This is a genomic window from Corynebacterium sp. CCUG 70398, from assembly GCF_024454055.1.
GTDB lineage: Bacteria > Actinomycetota > Actinomycetes > Mycobacteriales > Mycobacteriaceae > Corynebacterium > Corynebacterium genitalium.
Map to the genome: position 1 here is coordinate 103,134 of NZ_JAGPYZ010000004.1, position 18,503 is coordinate 121,636.

The window sequence follows — 18,503 nt, forward strand, 5'->3', positions numbered from 1 at the left end:
GGCACCCAATGGAACCCATCTTCAACGTGCGGGATCTTGTTTTGCGTAAAGGCGATGATCCGCTGACGTTCGACATCTACGACGGCCTGACCCTCCTGATCACTGAGCGCGAAGTCGGCGCGACCACGCTGTGCATGACGCTCGCCGGCCGCTTCAGCCAGAAGAGCGGTGACGTGCATGTTGGCGACGCATCGAAACCCCGCCAGCGCTTCAAGAATGTCGCGCTCGCCGGAACCACGCTGCTGGACAGCTTGGAGCGCCAGGTGGACACCCGCGAGGTGATTCGCGAGCAGGTCGCCTGGGCGCAACCGTTCTTCAAGTTCGTGCCGAAGGACATTCTCAGCCACGACTTGGTCAAGCCGTGGCTGGAGCCGTTGCGCCTGACTGACCTTGACCCGTCTCTCGACGTCGGTGATCTGACCGTCCAGGACCGTTTCCGTTTGCGCGTCCTTCTCGCGCTGGTCGCGCGCAAGAACGCGGCGGCGATCGTCGTGGACGACATTGACCAGATCCGCAGTGCAGAGCTGCGCCAGGAGCTTCTCGACGACCTTCTCACGCTCTCCCGCCACCTACCGGTTGTCGTGAGCACCGTGAACGAGGACCCGGGCAATCACGCGGACCACGTCATAGATCTGCGCTCGGATCTGCGCTCGGGCAACCCGTCCGAACCCGAACTTGAAACCGAACAGACCGAACACACCGAGGAGGCCAGCGCATGATTTCCGGACTTCATGTGGGCACCCACTTCCGCAAGCTGCTCAATGGCGTCTTGCCGCCGCTGGCGTTGCTGGCCATTACGGTTCTGCCGCTACTGTTCGGCGGTATTTTCGTCTGGTCGTACTTCGACCCGATGGGCAACCTGGACAAAATCCCAGTGGCGCTGGTCAACTCGGATAAGGGCGCAGAGGGCCCTGACGGGGAGGAAATGCGCGCCGGCGAGCAGGTGACAGAAGAGTTGCTCAAGGTCGAGCCGATGAACTTCGTCGAGGTCACCGCGGAGGAAGCACAGCAGGGCATCGCGGACGGCACCTATTACCTGGGTGTGGAGATCCCAGAGGACTTCTCTGAGGCTGCAGTGTCCGTGAACTCGGACGAGCCGCACCCGGCGAAGATGAACGTCACGTTGAACAACACCAACGGCTTCATCCCCACCATGCTGGGTAACCAGGTGGCGCGTGTGATGACGGCGGTGATCAGTAGCACCGTCGGCGAGCAAATCACCAACACATTGTTCATGGGCTTCAACACCATCGGGGACGGCATGGACCAAGCCTCTGAGGGTGCCGGTCAACTGCACGAGGGTGCCGGTGAAGCGAAGGATGGCTCCCAGAAGCTTGAGGACGGGGTGCACAAGCTTGAGGATGGGGTTGATACTGCCGTCGAAAAGCTTCCGGAACTCGTCGATGGCGCGCACAAGCTTGACGACGGTGCCAACAAGCTGGACGACGGCGCCAAGAAGCTCAACGAAGGCCTCGGGGAAGCTTCGGACGGCGCCGACGAGCTCGCGGACGGCATGGACAAACTGCGCACGGCGACCAACGCGCTGGGTGCCGGTGCTGCCGCTGTGTCCGCTGGAGTGGATGAAGTCACCGGTGTCAGCGACCAGCTCGCACAGCTGCAGGAGGCCAACAGGAAGATCAATGAGGCGCTGGACCAAGCGATCGACGACCTAGAAAACGTCGGCGGTCCGGCAGCGCGCGACCTGGTCGACAAGGCCCGTGAGGCGCAGGCGGCGGCCGGCATCACCGTTGATCCGGAGACGCAGCAGATGGTCGATACCGCGCTGGATCCGGAGACGATCAGCAAGCTGCGGCAGCTTCGCGACGGCGCCCGCGAGCTGTCCACCCAGCTCAACGACCCCGCTGCGGAGTACGTGCAGGGCATCAATACGGCCGCTGATGGCGCGGAAACCCTCTCCGCCGCGTTGAAGCTGTTGCACGACGGCTCCGGCAAGCTCGTCACGGGCACCGGGGAACTGACCGATGGCACCGAGACGCTGGTCGTCGGTGTCGACTCGGCAGCCGAGAAAACGCCCATGCTTGTCGACGGCACACGCCAACTCGTCGTCGGTGTCGAAGCCCTCAACGAAGGCCTGATTCAGCTTGACGACGGCTCCGGCGAACTCGCCCTGAAAATCACCGAAGGCGCCGAGCAAGTCCCCCGCTTTGAAGGCTCCAAGCTGGAGGACGCCTCATCCGTGGCCTCCTCCCCTGTCCGCCTCAACGAGACGGGTGACACCCTGACTACCTTCGGCCAGGGACTGTCGCCGTTCTTCCTGTCGCTGTCGCTGTGGTTCGGCGGCCTGATCATGTTCATGATCTTCAACCCGATCTCCCGCCGTGCGATCGATTCCGGTACAAACCCGGCGCGCGTGGTCATGGGCACCTGGATCCCGGCCGTGGGGATCGGCTTGATTCAGGCGCTGATCCTGTGGCTCGTCCAGGTCTTCCTGCTGGATATCGACCCGGTGCACCCCGGCCAGATGCTCGGCGCGCTGTGCTTCATTTCGATGGTGTTTGTCACCTCGATCATCGCCATCAACGCCCTTTTCGGCCCTAACGTGGGCCGTCTGCTGACCATGGTGCTGATGACTTTGCAGCTCGTGGCCTCCAACGGTGTCTACCCGCCGGAAGTCCAGCCGGACTTCATCCAGTGGGTCCACTCCTGGGACCCGATGCGCTTCTCGGTGGACCTGATGCGCCACACCCTCTTCGGTTCCTCTACCGGCGACCCGCGTTTGGAACAAGCCCTCGGTGTCCTCGCCTTCGTGGGAGTGGCGGCCTTCCTCCTGGCGATGGCCGGGTTCTGGCGCGAGCGTGTCCTCATGGACAAAGACATCCACCCCGAGCTACAAGTATAGCCCGGGCTGAGCTCAGCCCGGGCTAGTCTGTGAGCTTTCAACTGGGGTTTAGCTCATGATACCGGCCAGGAACGGCACGGAATCCCTGGTGGAAATGAGCATGGTGTCCACGTGGTCGGCTGGGTACCAGCGGACCACCACGCGGTTGTTGCGCGGGTTGCCGATGAACTGGCGGGCCCAGATCTCCGAGTTGAGCACCATCCCGATCGGGGTGGGCACGTCCCAATCCCACAGACCGTGGCCCAAGAAGACCGGCTTGTCGTAGCCGCTCACCGGGGTGGTCAGGAAGTCACGGATCGCGGCGTCCGCGCCCGGTACCTCGCGCAGCGGTTTGTTGAATGCCTTCGCCAGGCTCACACCGTTCATGGCTTCAGCGACCTCGAAGAGACAGCTCTTCTTGGATTCCGCAATCATGCGACGGCCTTCGTCGGTCAAAGCGGAGTCGAAGTCGACATCCGGGTTAGCCTCTTGCACAGCAGCGAGAATGTACAGCGAGTAGGTTGCCGAGATTCCGGTCTGCGGTGTGCGCGGGAAGGTAGGTCCGGCAGCCACCATGAGGTTTTCGACGTACGCCGGTGCACCCGTTGCCACTGCACCGCGATAGTCGAGCCCCATGTCCTCACTCAGCCCCGTAGCTTGGCGAGCAACATGGAGAGAAACACCGCCTCCTTGGGACTGCCCGATCACCGACCATTTGTCGGCGAACACGGGCTCACTGTCTTGCGGGATCTCCATGTTGTGCGCGGCAGCAACGGAGTCAACAACGTTCTCTGCTGCGACCTTTCCGTTGAGGTAGCTGTGGAAGCCGGGAGAATCCAGCCCCACGTAATCAGAAGCGACAATCGCGTAGCCCTCGTCCAGGAAGGTGTTAAGGTAATCTGCTTCAACCTGGGAGAGAGGGTTGATCGACGGCGCACACTCATCAGCCAAGCCGACCGTCCCGTGCGCCCAGGCCAGCACGGGCCAGCCGCCCTCCGGCTTCTCACCCTCCGGCAAGAAGACAGCGCCAGTACTCACTGCAGGTTGGTCGTGCTGGTTCACGGTGGTGTACGCAATGCGGTACTGCTCCGATGCGCTGTCTAATCCCACGCGTTGGTCGAGCGGCACCTCAGCGAGCACGGTTCCCGGTTCACCCTGCGGAGTCACGTTAGGGAGACCACTGCGGTAGACGGGATCTGGCTCTTCGACGTCATCCATCACCGCCCCGGTGTCGGCGGCGCTCGAGCCGTCCAGTTCAGAGCTGGTCGAGCTCAAGCCGTCGACCGCAGAGCTGCCCGAGCTCAACGAACTCAGCTCTGAGAGGGAGCTCGGGTCTTCCTGCGCCAGCGCCGCCGGCGGGACTGCTAACCCAATGCTCATTGCCAGAGCGGCCATCGCGCTGCCGACGACTCGCGTGTTCTTCTTCATGCCATGCCTCCTGATAGAAACTTGAGGTTTCTTAATTTGTACACAAAGTTCTTCGGCTTTTCTACATGTGTTATTTACTTAGCCGATACGTGTTCGTTACATAGGCACGGCGTGGCGGTGCACAACGTGACGGAGTGGCGGACTAGTTTTCCCCGCTAACTGCAGGTTCGTCGTGATCAAACGAGACCCCCGGGGCCTCAAAAGGGGGCCTTGACGCGGAGATTTCTGTTTGCTCAGCGTTGAGGACTCAAGGGCATCCGCCTCCTGCGGAAAAGTTGACAAACTGGATTTCTGCCTAGCGCCATTTGTGCAGGTCAAAAGGTTTTCGGTGCCCCAAACCGGGGAAACGTTTGTCAACTTTTCCGCACAGCCTGCCAACTGCGGGACAAAATAGCGAAAGCTCCCGGGAGCCGTGCCGTTACAGCACGTCTGCCGGGAGCTTCGGGTTAGTCCTACCGGGAGTACTAGGAGAACAAGTCCAGGAACTTCTTCCACACGTTATTGCGCAGGAAGCCAGAGATGGATGTCCACAGGCGAGCCAAGGGGCTATCTCCGGAGTCCGACTTTTGTGCGGACTTCTCCTTGTTCGCCTCGGCCTTTTCTTCGGAATCGGGCTTCGAAGGCTGGGAGGCTTCGGACGATTCAGAGGGCTCGGATCCTTCTGCAGGAACGGGCGCGCCGGAGTCCACCTCGGTGTCGTCGTCAGCCGGTGGCACGGCTTCGGACTCGACCGGTGTGGCGTCATCACCGCCGGTGAAGTTCTTAATGGTGTGGGCAGCCGGCTTCCACGAACCATCGGCACGGAGAACACCGAAGTAGTCTTCCTTATCATTGGATCCGTAGGACTTGCGGTCGTGGAGCTGGTAGAAGATGATCGGCCCGAGGTTGGGGGTTTCGTTCCAGGCCTCCATGTAGTCCTGGTAGGTCTCCGCCTGCACCTGCTCGTTGGCGTTGAGGGTGTCCTGGCCGGTCTCGGTCAACCAGATTTCCTTGTGGCCGTCACCGTGAGCGGACATCACGGAGTGGAGGGACTTGCCTGGGGAGCGTTTCGTCTTCGGCTCATCGAACATGTAGGCCCAGCCGTTGTATTCCCAGTACTCTGCACCGATGCCGTAGGGGTGGTGGGCCAAGGAGTCGAAGTTACCCTTGGCACCAGCGTCATACATCCGCTCGAGATACTCCACACCGTTGACGACGGTGCCATCATCGTAGGTGGGAAGCACAACCTGGCCACCAGCGATGACGTTCACGTTCGGGTTAGCAGCGTGCGCCTTCGGGTAGGTCGCCTGGAGAAGCTTGGTGTAGCTTTCCGGGCTCGGGTTCGGGTTATCGGAGGATTCCCTCCAGAAGCCCTGCATCGACGGCTCGTTCCACACTTCGTAGTCCACGATTCCGTGGGCAGAGTAGCGATTGACCACGTCAGCGAAGTACCGGCCGTAGTCGTTGTAGTACTCGGGCTTCGGCGCGTAGGTGTCCTTGTAGTGGTCGAGCGAGTTCTTTTCTGCCTCGGACATGTCTCCAACGCTGGTGGCCCACTGAGGTGCGGTGGAGACCTGCATCATGACCTTGATGTCGTACTTTTTAGCGATCTCAACGGTCTGGTCGAGGAACTTCCAGTTGTAGTGACCTCGTTCGCGCTCGATGTGGTACCACGGAGCGCCAACACGGGTCCACTCAACACCCATCTCCTTGGCGGTCCGGAAGGACTCTTCGACCTCGCTTACTGATGTCGCGTCGTCGACATGCTTGGTGACAATGCCAATACCGTTCGTACCGCGGTAGGTCGTCGTATCTTCCGCCTGTGCCTGCGGAGCCACCAAGAAGGAAGCCGTCAGCGCTGTGATCACGCAGGTTGCGAGCGACGCGTTACGAGCGTTGCGTTGCGGGAAAAGTGCCTGAAGAAACTGGGTGAATCGTGCGAAACCGCTAGTGCGTGAATCCATATTCCGTAGACCGCCTCAAGATCCGCTCTGGAATGATTGCAAAATCGTTTCATGAGTATAACGTAAAGATAAACTAAGAAACAGTCTGCGGACAGCTACATCGAAAGCGGCCAACACTGTCGACGCGACGCACCCTCAGCTACGCCGATAACCTGCACGCCACTCCTTCCGGTGCAAGCCAGCCAGTGAGGTCCTCATGGCGCGCTGCCCAAACGCCGCACCTAACGGCCTGGCGCCGCCAGTCCCGCCTCAATGGCGGCGACGGCCAGCATTGTCCGGTTCGTCATCCCCGTTTTGGCAAAGATGCGCTTGAGGTACGTTCGCACGGTCTCGGGCTCCACGACCAGCTCGGCGGCGATGTCGCGGTTGCTCATACCGCGGGCCACCAGAGCAATGACCTCCCGTTCGCGCTCGCTCAACGCGACCTGCGCCAGGGAGAGCTGCCCCGCATCGGTTTCACTGCGGGACTGCATGGTGTCCAGCAACCGGCGGGCAACCTCGGGCGCCAGGCACGCGTTGCCGCCTAGCACAGCGTCGATACCTGCGAGAACGTCGCGCGGCGAGGAGTTCTTCAGCAGGAACCCCGATGCGCCTAAGCGCAGAGCTGGCTCGACGTAGCGCTCCTCATTGAACGCGGTGAAGATGATGACCTTTGTCGCCTGCGTATCGACGGCGCGTAGCACCCCCAAACCGTCCAACTCCGGCATGCGCATATCCACCAGCGCAACGGTGGGACGCTCGCTTTGAATCAGGCGGGCGCCCTCTGCCCCACCGCTCGCCTCACCGACAATCGCAAGGCCCCCGTGTAGTTCGATGGCGCGGCGGTAGGCGTCGCGGAGGGCGGTGTTGTCGTCGATAAGCACAATGCTCGCGCTCATGCCCACGCCTTTCTGTGCGACGGGCCCGGCACGCGGACCTCAATGCGGAACACGCCATCGTGAATGCCCCATTGTGCGCTACCGCCGAGGGCGCGGGCGCGGGTCTCCAGATTCTTCAGCCCGTGGCCCTCACCAAGCCGCGACGAGACTGCGTTAGTGCAGGTCACAACCCACTCGCCGGCGGTGTTCTCGAAGCTCAAATCACAGTGCCCGTCTGCCGAATGCTTCCGCGCGTTGCGGAGCATCTCCTGCATGATGCGCACGGGAACCTCCCGCTCAGGAATCGCCCCGTGCACGGTAACGCTCAGACCGGCGGCCCGGTCGGCGGCAATCGCATCGCGGATGCTGTGTTGCGCGCCGTCAGCTGCGCCTTCGCCGTAAACGTCCACAATCTCCGCGACGGATGCCATGGCCGATTCGGCCTGGGATTCGATCCGGGTGAGCACGTCACGCACATCATCGTGCGTGGCCACAGAGGGGAGCATGAGCCCCACGCCTGCTTCGGCGCGGATGACGGAGAGGCTGTGGCCGATGCCGTCGTGAAGCTCGCGTGCTGTGTAGTGCGCAAACGCCGCCTCTGCTTCGCGTGCCTCGAGGTTGCGCTGGCGGCCTTCGGTCTCCGCGATGATGAGGCTGACCAGGACCGCGACCGGAGCAACCGCGAGCGAGCCCAGGCCGTCGACCGCGATCACCAGGCTGGCGATGACACCGATCCACAGCGCGGGCAGCCAGCGGCGGATCGCGCGCCAGTGCCGGATGCCCAGCGGAATGAGGCTCCAGGAGAATGCGATGAACGGATCCCGGATCAGCTCCAGAGCCCACCCCGCGATGGTCGTAACGAGCAGCACCACCGGCATGACAACGGGAAACCGCCTGCTCAACGCCGTAGCGGCAACCGCGAGAACGCACAAGACCGCGCCGGTGGCCGCATCAGCCGTGGACGCGACGTGCTCCGGCCGCGGGATCCACAGCAGCGCCATAATCAAGCATGGGACCGCAATGTCGGTGAGAAACGTCAGACGTGTTCGCATCATGGGATCAGCATCGGGAGCAGCGACAGAGTATTCACCGCCGCATGCAGCAGGAATGACAGCACGATACCACCCTTCCACGTCACCAGCCCGAAGCCGAGGCCTGCGAAAATGTGCGGCAGGACGAAGATCATCTCCGCCGCGCTGACACCGCTGGCGTGCACCAGCCCGAAGATGAACGCCGACGCGACGATCGCCCATCCCGGCGCGAACCATTGCCCGAGAAACCGGATGAGGAACCCGCGGAAGAACAGCTCCTCCCCGGCCGGGCCGAGCACAGCCATCCACGCAACGCTCACCAACGCCGATTGCTTGACGACGATCTCCCCCACCGCCACATCATTCTCCAATTCATAATCCGCCAACCCCGTCAGGTTGATAGCGATACTGAAGATGACGCTTCCGGCAATCAGACACGCAAAGAACAAGCCCAGCACACCGAGAACACGCAGCGGTTGGCGGAGATTCTCTGCCAAACCCCGCGCATGATCCACAATGACGCCCCGGAACGCCCACACACCAACGGCAGCGAGCACGGCGTTGGCCGCTATCGCCACGGGCGCGTCGAAACGAATGAAGAAACCCCGCACTCCCCAGGCGACATACACGGCGGCGAACAGCCACATCGCGGGGGTGCTCTTGAAAGACATGAACGTTGAACTACGCATACCTGGTAGTCAACGCGCTTCCCCGTCGCCGCCGCGTCCCCCAGATGGGGACAATTCGGAGGCCATTGTTGCGCACCGCCCGCCGGCCCATGACGATAAGCGGAATGGATCAGCAGTTCAGTCGCGCACAATTCCTCACCGGCACTCTCATCGCCGCCGGTGCCGCCGTGCTCGGCGGGTGCGCCAATCTGGAGGGGAACACGCAGGCCAGCGGCACGCGCACCACCGCAGTCACCCCGACCAGCACGACACCGAGCACCACTGCCCCGCCGTCGGCTGAGACCTACGCGACCCTTACCCCCACTACGTTCGATCTGCACATGGACGGCATCACCGACACTGTCCCCACCACGCCCGGCGCGCACACGATCGCCCTGACCTTTGACGCATGCGGCGGCCCGACGGGGATGGGGGTAGATGAGGCGCTCGTCGATACGCTTCGGGAGTTCAGCGTTCCCGCGACGCTCTTCCTCAACCACCGCTGGATCGAGGAGAACCCTGACATGACGCGCACGCTTCACAGCGACCCCCTCTTCCGCCTCGAAAACCACGGCACCCTCCACGCACCCTTGTCGGTGAATGGCCAATCCGCCTACGGCATCGCCGGTACGAGCTCTCCCGCCGAGGTTATTGACGAGATCGAAGTCAACCGCGAGTTGCTGCGTTCTTTCGGTGCCGATTCGACCTGGTTCCGTTCCGGAACTGCCCACTACGACGATGTCGCCGTGCAGATTGCCCGCGACCTCGGTGTGAGCATCGCCGGGTTCTCAGTCAATGGTGATGACGGAGCCAAAGCTTCCGCAAGTCAGGTCGCCGCCCGCATCCAGGACGCGCCTGACGGCGCGATTGTGCTGGCCCATATGAACCACCCCGAGTCCGGAACCGCCGCGGGTGTACGCGCCGCCCTGGAGGAGATGAGCGATGCCCGCTTCGTGTTCGTCGACGGGTCAGTGCCTGACGCGAGATAGTCAGGCTGGGGAGCCGTTCACGCTGGCCAGTAAGCTCGAGGCCATGAGAGTAGGCATCATCGGCGCTGGCATTTCGGGTCTTGCACTGGGCGCGGCACTTCACCGCAACGGCATGGACGTGCAGATTCACGAGAGTCATTCACAGGTGCGCGGCGGTGGATCCGGTATCACCCTCGCCCCGAACGGTCTGGCCGCCCTCGATGCTTTAGGCATCGGCGCTCGCTTCCGTGAGCTGCAACAGAACCAAGTCCCTCTACGGGGTGGAATTCGCAACCCCCAGGGGAATTGGCTGACGCATATCCCAGCTGAGGTCACCAAAGCTTCACTCGCGCTCGGTCGCTCCGAGCTCCACGCGCTGCTTATCGACGGCATCCCTGAGGCGCGCATTCACACCTCCGCCGAGGCTTTGGCCGTTGACGCTAGCTCCGGCGTTGTCACCTTCGCCAACGGCGCGGTGGAACAGTTCGACGTGGTCGTCGGTGCAGACGGGATCCGCAGCGCGGTGCGCCGCAGCTGCTTTGACGGCCCAGAAATCAGTTACGCAGGCTACAGCGCGTGGCGGGCAATCACCGAGGGCCCGGTACTCGACGCCGGCTTCGAAACCTGGGGCGCAGGCGCTCGATTCGGCGCCGTTCCGCTTCACGACGGCCGCGTCTACTGGTTCGCTGTCCGCACCGGCCCGGAAGCTCAACCCGGCGAGACCGGCCTGAGCCAGTTGAGGGACGCCTTCGGTCAGTGGCATGAGCCCATTCCTGCTTTGCTTCGCTCAACGCCGGATGAGTCGATCCAGTACCTGCCCATCCAGGAGTTGGCGTCTCCCCTGCCGAGTTACCACTCCGGCAAGGTGGTGTTGGTGGGCGATGCGGCCCACGCCATGACCCCGAACCTCGGTCAGGGCGCGTGCCAGGGCCTAGAAGATGCTGCAGTTCTTGCCGGGCTTCTCCAGAAGGGCACTGTGGATTTGAGCGCTTACGACGAGCACCGTCTGCGCCGAAGCCAGCAGATTGCGCGTCAATCCAGGCTTGTTGGGCGCTCTGTGCACACCGGCGGTGCTCGCATAGCGGCAGCGCGCAATTGGGTGCTCAAACGTATGCCGGGTGCAGCAACGAACCGCCAAGTTCAGGCGGTGACTAGCTGGGAATTGCCAACCCTCTAGAACTACCGGCACCGAATGCCAAGCCACCAAAGACCGCGCGGGCGACTTTGGGCAGGTTGATGATCCCCGTGGACCGCGGATGTAACTGCAGGCCGGAAGAACGATAAGGGTCTAGTTCATGTCTCTGAGATTCCCACTTTGCATCAAACTGAGAATCAAAGTGTCAAACTGCGAATGAAAGTGCGAATTTCAGCCATTCATTTCATAGTTTCATTGACTCTTAGATTCCAACCTCTAAGCGCGGCTGTAGACCGTGGCCTTTCTCCCCTGACCCCCGACCATGACCACGTATCCCTCCGCCAGGAGTTAGCAGTTTCGCACTTCGATTTATGAGTTTGAGACCCGGAGCTCGGCAGCCTTTCTCCTACGGACGTCGCACACAGCAAGAAGACCCCCTAGCCGAAGCCAGGGGGTCTGAGCTGTGGAGCATAGGAGAATCGAACTCCTGACCTCCTCCTTGCAAGGGAGGCGCTCTACCAATTGAGCTAATGCCCCTTTGTTCCGAACTTGTGGGCCTAGCAAGAATCGAACTTGCGACCTCATCGTTATCAGCGATGCGCTCTAACCGACTGAGCTATAGGCCCCGCTCGGAACTTCTAGAACATTACCCAGACGCTTTGATAGAACCAAATCGCCTGGTCACATGCCCTATTGCTGGTCGGTTAGTTCGATGGCTAGGCCACCAACAAGGTCTGCCAACGCATTGTAGATGAACGCGGTCAGCGGAGCCATGAGAGCGACGAAGACGACACCGGTCGCCCCGCTCAGACCGGCCAGGGCCAGCACGAGCGGGAAATCGATCGCGGTCTCGCCGCCGACGCCGCCGATCAGCGAGTTCATCGAGTCCACGACACCTGCTGCATCGATGACGAAGTACAGGACCGTCACGGCGAGCAGCCATGCTGCGAAGCCGATCAGCGACAGCAGGATGCCGATCTTGAAGGCGCTGCCCGGCCGAATCCGGGTGAGGGTCACGTTGCGTGCGGCCATGGCCTACTCCTCACCCTCAGAGTCGTCCTCAGAGTCATCCTCGTAGTCGTGCGACTCCCCGACCTCGTCGGTCTCCACGGAGTTCACGTTCACCGCCGTGCCGGAGACTTCGGTGGAGGCGGCGCTGGAGACGGTGTCAGAGACCTCCTCGAGGGTCTTCTCACCCTTGGCCACTGCGGTGGCTTCCTGCTCGCCTTCGTCCTCGACGTTGACGTCGATAGCAAGCAGCTCAACGTCGTCACCGAGGTCCACCAGGCGCACTCCCATCGTCGCGCGTGACGACGGCCGAATCTGGTTCACCTCCGTACGAATCACCCCACCAGCTGACGTGATGGCGAAGATCTGGTCATCCTCCTCCACTGCCAGGGCACCGATGAGCTTGCCGCGCTTCGGGGTGTACTTGAACGTCATCACGCCCATGCCGCCACGGCCCTGCGGGTTGTACTCCGCGATCGGGGTGCGCTTGCCGTAGCCGCCGGAGGTGGCCACCAGCAGGTACTGGCCGTCGGACACGGTGGTCATGGCCAACAGCTGGTCGTCGCCGCGGAAGCGCATCCCCTTCACACCGGCGGTGGCGCGGCCCATCGGGCGCAGCTGCTCGTCGTCGGCGGTGAAGCGGATGGACTGGCCCTGCTCGGAGACGAGCAGAATGTCGTCGTCATCGCCCACCAAGGACGCGCCGATCAGGGTGTCGCCCTCGTTGAGGTTGATGGCGATCAAGCCGGCGGAACGAGCGGACTCGTAATCGGTCAGGCGGGACTTCTTCACGCGGCCGTCGCGGGTAGCCAGCACCAGGTACGGGGCGTCCTGGTAGGTCTGGATCTGGATGACTTGGGCGATCTTCTCCTCCGGCTGGAATTCCAGCAGGTTGGCCACGTGCTGGCCGCGGGCGGCGCGACCCGCCTCCGGCAGCTCGTAGGCCTTCAACCGGTAGACGCGGCCGAAGTTGGTGAAGAAGAGGATCCAGTCGTGCGTGGAGCAGACGAAGAAGTTCTTCACCACGTCGTCCTGCTTCAGCTCGGCACCGCGCACGCCCTTGCCGCCGCGCTTCTGCGACTTGTAGGCGTCCACCTTGGTGCGCTTGGCGTAGCCGGTCGCAGTGATGGTGACCACGACGTTCTCGCGCGCAATGAGGTCTTCCTCGGTCACGTCGCCGGTAGCGGCCACGAGCTTGGTGCGGCGCTCGTCGCCGTGCTTATCCACGACCTCGCGCAGCTCGTCAGCCACAATCGCACGCTGGCGCTCCGGCTTGGCCAGGATGTCCTTGTAGTCAGCGATCTCGGCCTCGATGGCGGCGAGATCGTCGACAATCTTCTGGCGCTCGAGGGCTGCCAGACGGCGCAGCTGCATCGCCAGGATGGCGTCGGCCTGGACCTCGTCGACGTCGAGAAGCGACATCAGGCCTTCGCGCGCTTCGTCGACCGTCGGGGAACGGCGGATCAGCGCGATGACCTCGTCGAGCATGTCCAATGCCTTAACCAAGCCGCGCAGGATGTGGGCGCGCTTTTCGGCCTCGTCGAGGCGGAACTGGGTGCGCCTAACAATGACCTCAATCTGGTGTGCCACGTAGTAGCGCAGCATCTGGTCCAGGCGAAGGGTGCGGGGTACGCCGTCGACAAGCGAGAGCATGTTGGCGCTGAAGTTCGTCTCCAACGGCGAGTGCTTGTACAGGTTATTCAGCACCACGCGCGGCACCGCATCGCGCTTGAGCGTGACCACGATTCGCATGCCCACGCGGTCAGAGGACTCGTCCTCAATCTTCGAGATGCCGGTCATCTTGCCCGCAGCGACCTGCTCGGCGATGCCGGAGATGAAGTTGTCCGGGTTGACGTTGTACGGCAGCTCGGTGATCACGATGACCTGGCGCGTGCCCACCTCTTCAATCTCGGTCACACCGCGCATGCGGATCGAGCCGCGGCCGGTGGTGTACGCGTCACGGATGCCGGAGTCGCCGACGATCATGCCGGCCGTCGGGAAGTCCGGGCCCTTCACACGCTCCATGCAGGCGTCGAGCGTGGTCTTCTCGTCCGCGTCATGGTTGTCCAGGATCCAGTAGATGGCCTCCGCCAGCTCACCGAGGTTGTGCGGCGGGATGTTCGTGGCCATACCAACGGCAATACCGGATGAGCCGTTGAGCAGCAGGTTCGGCACACGCGACGGCAGCACGTCCGGCTCCTGAGCCTTGCCGTCATAGTTCGGGGAGAAATCGACCGCGTTCTCACGGATGTCGCGGACCATCTCCATCGCCAGCGGCGTCATCTTGCACTCGGTATAACGCATGGCCGCCGGGCCGTCATTGCCGCGGGAGCCGAAGTTACCTTGGCCGTCGACAAGCGGATACCGCATGACCCACGGCTGCGCGAGGCGCACAAGCGTGTCATAAATCGCGGAGTCACCGTGCGGGTGGAACTGACCCATCGTGTCCGACACCGGGCGCGCGGACTTCACGTAACTGCGCTCGGGGCGGTACCCCGAGTCATACATCGCGTAAATAATGCGGCGGTGCACCGGCTTCATGCCGTCGCGCACATCAGGTAGCGCACGACCGACGATCACGCTCATCGCGTAATCGATGTAGCTGGTCTGCATCTCCTCATTGATATCGATAGGGAGAATGCGGTCGTAGGTGTCACCGCTCAAAGTGTCGTCACTCAATGTGAGACCTTTCTATCTCTGGACATGTCAGTGGTCAGTCTACGCACCACTGAGGCCATTCCCGAGATGGCGTGCGGTATCAGTTTGATACCATTCACGCATGGCAATGACGCTCAGACTGTCCACCGAGGAAGACCGCGCGCTCACTGTGCTCGCCTCCGCATGGGGGTGCTCAAAACAGGAAGCAGTCAAAAGAGCGGTCGCCATCGCAGCAGCTCGCATGCTTGACGACGCCACCGTCACCCAGCTCGCCCGCGACACCATCCCCGGATACACCGGGATGGAAGCCCGGATCCGTCGCGCCCGGCCAGGTGAGGGGTAGAGGTGCGTCTCGGGGTGGGCCTTCGCTCGCCCCTCGCCCGCCGGCCCTGCCCTCCCCTGGCCGCCGGGCCCTGCTTTCCGCTCCTAAACCCTTCGCCGCCGGGCCTCCTGCAAACGATGACAAACTCGATTGCAGGAGCGGGTTTGGCAAGGCCCCTCGAAGGCCATAAAACCGGGACCGGACGCCAGAACTAACCGATAGAAGACTCGCCGGAGGCGTCGTGCGGATTACTCGACAAGCTTGTCGTCGATCTAGACCAACGAAACGCTCTGACCTGCACCAACAGTTCCAGACAGAAATCCAGTTTGTAAACTTTTCCGCAGCGACCTGAAACCGCAGCACCCTTGAACCGCTCATGAAACCGCTCACGCCTGAACAACTGCTCATCATCGCTGACGAGTTCTGCGCCCACCACGGCGGCGCCATCCGCAGCTACTCCGCCCTGTGCGCTGCGGCCGCGATCCCCGGTGCTCGGATCGAGGGCATCCCGGTTTTCGACTCGCCGGTGGCGGCGGGTGAGGCTTTGGCTCGGGGCGTCGTCAAGCTTGAGCCGCTGCGTGGGGACAATAGCGCTTTCGCGTCGACCGCCCGGGATGTCTATGTACGTTGGGCTGAAACTATTTCATGACGTTTTGCTACTCTTCTGGCAGTCAATTTTAAGTATAAGAATCAGACTGCCTGGAGACCACAACCATGAAGATCACAATGCGGGCCATCGCGCTGGTTAGCGCTACCGCGCTCGTCGGTGCAGGCATTAGCGCACCCACCGCCCCGATTGCCACCGCCCAGACCACTGCGGGAAAGCACCCGTTGGAGGCCTGACCTGGCCCGATGCCGAGACAGGCTTCGGCGGCGAAGTGCGCATTGTCCCGCAGGGCACCCCCGAGGGTGATTACCAGTTCTCCGTGCAGCCTGAGTATGCAGGCTTTAAATTTTCCGTTGACTCGGCAGGTGTCGTCACCGTTAAGGCACCGGTGAACAAGGAGAACAATTCCCAGAAGCGGATCGAGTTCCCCGTGACCGTGAAAACGCGCGCAGGCCGCCACGTTGGGTTTTACCAAGCCACGGTCACTGCGCAGCAAAAGCTGAACGAGCACAAAGCGGTGTGGGAATCGGTGACCATGCGCGGCAATGAGACAGCCACCGCCCGCCAGACCGCGTCCCTGCCTGCAGGCACGAGTTTCAAGATCCGCCACGACCTGAACCCGCAGCTTCGCAACACCGTGGAAGCGACTATAAATCACAAGGGCGACGTGACCGTTAAGCCGAAGGGCAATCTTCTGCCGGGTCGGTTCACCGTAGCCGTCGAAGTCTGGTTCCCGAACGGCAATACCCAGCTGGAGACGCTGTACTTCACCATCTCCGAGCAGGGACAGTGGCAGCGAGACAACGCCACGATCACGTACCCGACCGTGACAATCCCGGCCAACAAGGCTGGTAGCGCTGCTCCAACCAAGAAGAACGTTCCTGCCGGCACCACCTTCGCATTGGGGGAGGTCCCTAGCGGCTGGACTGCCTCGGTGGATCGCAGCACTGGCGTGGTGACCGCCAAGGCTCCCGCCAACTCCGGCCGGGGCGCAAGGGTGAAATTTTCGGTGATGGCCACTTTCCCTGATAATTCGAAGAAGGCGTCCCAGATCAGGTTCACCGTCGGTGAGTCCAGCCGGACTACCCCGAATCAGACCGGCCCAACCCTTGGCAACGGCTCATCGGGTGCCGGAATCCTGCTCGGTGCCTTGGCGCTGCTGGGTGCCGCCGGCGCGGCCATCTTCGCGTTCATGCAGAACAACGGCGGATTCCGCCTGCCGTTCTAAACTCACGCACGCCAGCAAGACCCCACCTCGACCCTTGCTGTGCGCGAGCTGTGCAGTTCTGCATACGATAGCTGGCATGAGTGACTTGAAAGCAATTCTCAACGACCCCACCCGCGACGCTGTCGTGGGCGACCTGACCAATCTGGCCAACGAAACTGTGTCCAACCAGTCCGGTGTGACTGGCATGGCAATCAAGGGAGCGGTTGGCGCTGCCACGCGTGTCGACGACGACGCCCTCCGCAAAGGCATCAACCAGCTCCTGCCCAACATCGTCGAGGAGCTGACTCCGCACTGGGACAAGTACCAGTCCGGCGGTGACAAGGACTCGTTCGGCGCCTACCTCGCCGCCAATGAGGACGAGGTCACCGATTCGGTGCTGAAAATCGGCGATTCGTTCGCGGATCGGGCGCCGGCGGCTGTGGGGAAGGTGTATTCGTCGCTACGCGGCAAGGTGGGCAAGATCGTGGCCCCGGTTTTGCCTGAGTTCGGCGACATCGTTGAACGCCACGCCAAGAGCTAACTATGAAGAAGCTCACCACTGCTTTCGCTGCGGCTGCGTTGTCGGCGTCGCTGCTCTCGGTTCCGGCTGCTCAGGCGGCTGATTCCAGTGGCAGCGGATCGGCGCTGCAGGCGTTCAGCTCAGCATCCTCGCAAAAGGACAACGCCGACAAGATCCCGGATGGCTGGGAAACGCCGAAAGAACCACCGCTCGGCAGCGCGTACACCGGCTTCGCGCCGATCTCGGTCGGGCTGGGTTTCGCGGCACTGGCTGTCCTTGCCGGGGCCATTCTCAAGCTGCCGCAGGTGCAGCAGGCTATCCAGGATTTCACCAAAAACCTGCAGTTTTAGGCCGCTGAGAAACTTTTCAACGCGGAAAGTGGCGCCCCTCCCCCACTGATGTTAAAGTTGTGAACCGTTGTGGTTGCAGTGACTGATGTGATTACGAGGCGCTGTGGCGGAAGGACTGCAACTTGAACCTGTACCGACTCCCCGCGGAGGCCGTGAAAACGGCGCCGCGGGGAGTCCGCGTTTCCGGTAGCGTGGACTCATACGACACGGGGTGCCGGGCAACTAGTCCGGCTGAGATCACACCCGCTGAACCTGATCGAATTCGAATTCGCGGAGGAATGTCCTTATGACTGATGCACGATTTACCGACGAGCTGCGCAACACCCACCGAGAAACGTGGGATGCAGCAGTCAATCACCGCTTTGTGCAGGAGCTTTTCGACGGCACCATTGACCCCGGCGTCATGGCCTCCTACTTGGTCCAGGACTACCGGTTCGTGGACAGCTTCCTGCAGTTGCTCGGCGCGGCTATGTCCACTGCGGACGATCTCGCGCCGCGCCTGCGCCTGTCCCAGTTCATCGGTGAAGTCGCCGGCGACGAGAACACGTATTTTCTGCGCTCCTTCGATGAACTGGGCGTGACTGAAGAGCAGCGCAAGGAGATCCCGGACTCGGACGCCACGGCAGGCTTCACCGGCCTGATGCGTGAGGCGGCGGAGACGCGCTCCTACGCGGCGGCGCTCGGTGTGCTGGTCGTCGCCGAGTGGCTCTACCTCGACTGGGCCGTCAAGGCCCCGGAGGACCGCCCGGAAAGCTTTGTCCACAACGAGTGGATTGAGCTGCACGACTACCCCGAGTTCCACACCCTGGTGGAGTTCCTGCGCAGTGAGGTCGACCGCCTCGGCGACAAGGACGAGGAGACCCGCCAGGTTCTCAGCGACTTCTTCGGCCGCGCAGTGAAACTCGAGCTCGACTTCTTCGACGCCGCCTACGCCGAGCCGATCGAGACTAACTAGGAGCAAC

At 62.3% G+C, this 18,503-nt stretch carries 18 protein-coding genes, 2 tRNA genes and 1 riboswitch; of the genes, 11 read left to right on the forward strand and 9 right to left on the reverse strand.

Annotated elements, in window-relative coordinates; genetic code table 11:
• Positions 1–8 precede the first annotated feature (8 nt).
• Positions 9–719 (forward strand): hypothetical protein, encoded by a 711-nt coding sequence (locus KBX07_RS06295; RefSeq protein ID WP_256023455.1) that lies wholly within the window; start codon positions 9–11, stop codon positions 717–719.
• The gene (locus KBX07_RS06300) at positions 716–2,860 is read left to right on the forward strand and encodes a YhgE/Pip domain-containing protein (RefSeq protein ID WP_256023456.1); all 2,145 of its coding nucleotides are present in this window, start codon (positions 716–718) and stop codon (positions 2,858–2,860) included. Before KBX07_RS06295 ends, KBX07_RS06300 begins: the two co-directional genes overlap by 4 nt.
• A gap of 48 nt (positions 2,861–2,908) precedes the next feature.
• Here KBX07_RS06300 and KBX07_RS06305 read toward each other — a convergent pair whose 3' ends face one another.
• The 5 genes from KBX07_RS06305 to KBX07_RS06325 all read right to left on the reverse strand — a co-directional run bounded on the left by KBX07_RS06305 (position 2,909) and on the right by KBX07_RS06325 (position 8,769).
• Positions 2,909–4,267, reverse strand: coding sequence for a lipase family protein (locus KBX07_RS06305; RefSeq protein ID WP_005287619.1), 1,359 nt, complete (start codon positions 4,265–4,267; stop codon positions 2,909–2,911).
• A gap of 464 nt (positions 4,268–4,731) precedes the next feature.
• Positions 4,732–6,210: a beta-galactosidase gene (locus KBX07_RS06310; protein ID WP_256023458.1), complete on the reverse strand. Its 1,479-nt coding sequence runs from the start codon at positions 6,208–6,210 to the stop codon at positions 4,732–4,734.
• A gap of 221 nt (positions 6,211–6,431) precedes the next feature.
• Complete coding sequence (locus KBX07_RS06315; protein ID WP_256023460.1) at positions 6,432–7,088, reverse strand: response regulator transcription factor; 657 nt, start codon at positions 7,086–7,088, stop codon at positions 6,432–6,434.
• Positions 7,085–8,122, reverse strand: a complete 1,038-nt coding sequence (locus tag KBX07_RS06320; RefSeq protein ID WP_256023462.1) for a sensor histidine kinase — start codon at positions 8,120–8,122, stop codon at positions 7,085–7,087. The genes KBX07_RS06315 and KBX07_RS06320 overlap by 4 nt, the downstream gene beginning before the upstream one ends.
• On the reverse strand, positions 8,119–8,769 hold the full coding sequence (locus tag KBX07_RS06325; RefSeq protein ID WP_256023464.1) for a CPBP family intramembrane glutamic endopeptidase: 651 nt from the start codon (positions 8,767–8,769) through the stop codon (positions 8,119–8,121). The genes KBX07_RS06320 and KBX07_RS06325 overlap by 4 nt, the downstream gene beginning before the upstream one ends.
• Before the next feature lie 122 nt (positions 8,770–8,891).
• Here KBX07_RS06325 and KBX07_RS06330 point away from each other — a divergent pair, with 122 nt between their 5' ends.
• Both KBX07_RS06330 and KBX07_RS06335 read left to right on the forward strand, forming a co-directional pair.
• A complete protein-coding gene (locus KBX07_RS06330; protein ID WP_256004188.1) occupies positions 8,892–9,755 on the forward strand; it encodes a polysaccharide deacetylase family protein in 864 nt (287 codons plus the stop codon).
• 43 nt (positions 9,756–9,798) lie between these two features.
• A complete protein-coding gene (locus KBX07_RS06335; protein WP_256023466.1) occupies positions 9,799–10,911 on the forward strand; it encodes an FAD-dependent monooxygenase in 1,113 nt (370 codons plus the stop codon).
• A gap of 422 nt (positions 10,912–11,333) precedes the next feature.
• On the opposite strand, the gene KBX07_RS06340 is transcribed toward KBX07_RS06335, so the two are convergent.
• The 4 genes from KBX07_RS06340 to gyrA all read right to left on the reverse strand — a co-directional run bounded on the left by KBX07_RS06340 (position 11,334) and on the right by gyrA (position 14,556).
• Positions 11,334–11,406: transfer RNA gene (locus KBX07_RS06340), tRNA-Ala, on the reverse strand.
• 15 nt (positions 11,407–11,421) lie between these two features.
• A tRNA-Ile gene (locus KBX07_RS06345) sits at positions 11,422–11,495 on the reverse strand.
• 64 nt (positions 11,496–11,559) lie between these two features.
• A complete protein-coding gene (locus KBX07_RS06350; protein WP_005287639.1) occupies positions 11,560–11,901 on the reverse strand; it encodes a DUF3566 domain-containing protein in 342 nt (113 codons plus the stop codon).
• 3 nt (positions 11,902–11,904) lie between these two features.
• Positions 11,905–14,556, reverse strand: coding sequence for a DNA gyrase subunit A (gene gyrA / locus KBX07_RS06355; RefSeq protein ID WP_255994650.1), 2,652 nt, complete (start codon positions 14,554–14,556; stop codon positions 11,905–11,907).
• 100 nt (positions 14,557–14,656) lie between these two features.
• On the opposite strand from gyrA, the gene KBX07_RS06360 reads away from it, so the two are divergent.
• From KBX07_RS06360 to KBX07_RS06390, 7 genes are all read left to right on the forward strand, one after another.
• Complete coding sequence (locus tag KBX07_RS06360; RefSeq protein ID WP_255994649.1) at positions 14,657–14,878, forward strand: CopG family transcriptional regulator; 222 nt, start codon at positions 14,657–14,659, stop codon at positions 14,876–14,878.
• Positions 14,879–15,233: 355 nt separating this feature from the next.
• The gene (locus KBX07_RS06365) at positions 15,234–15,506 is read left to right on the forward strand and encodes a TetR family transcriptional regulator (RefSeq protein WP_255994648.1); all 273 of its coding nucleotides are present in this window, start codon (positions 15,234–15,236) and stop codon (positions 15,504–15,506) included.
• 65 nt (positions 15,507–15,571) lie between these two features.
• Positions 15,572–15,700, forward strand: a complete 129-nt coding sequence (locus tag KBX07_RS06370; protein WP_256023468.1) for a hypothetical protein — start codon at positions 15,572–15,574, stop codon at positions 15,698–15,700.
• 35 nt (positions 15,701–15,735) lie between these two features.
• The gene (locus KBX07_RS06375; RefSeq protein WP_256023469.1) at positions 15,736–16,692 is read left to right on the forward strand and encodes a YPDG domain-containing protein; all 957 of its coding nucleotides are present in this window, start codon (positions 15,736–15,738) and stop codon (positions 16,690–16,692) included.
• 76 nt (positions 16,693–16,768) lie between these two features.
• Positions 16,769–17,212: a hypothetical protein gene (locus KBX07_RS06380; RefSeq protein WP_005287654.1), complete on the forward strand. Its 444-nt coding sequence runs from the start codon at positions 16,769–16,771 to the stop codon at positions 17,210–17,212.
• 2 nt (positions 17,213–17,214) lie between these two features.
• Positions 17,215–17,541 carry a hypothetical protein gene (locus KBX07_RS06385; protein WP_005287657.1) on the forward strand — a complete coding sequence of 109 codons (327 nt, stop codon included), beginning with the start codon at positions 17,215–17,217 and terminating at the stop codon, positions 17,539–17,541.
• 197 nt (positions 17,542–17,738) lie between these two features.
• Positions 17,739–17,837, forward strand: a riboswitch (TPP riboswitch).
• Entirely contained in the window at positions 17,828–18,496 is a 669-nt protein-coding gene (locus KBX07_RS06390) for a TenA family protein (protein ID WP_005287660.1), read from the forward strand. It overlaps the preceding riboswitch by 10 nt.
• Positions 18,497–18,503: the final 7 nt, after the last annotated feature.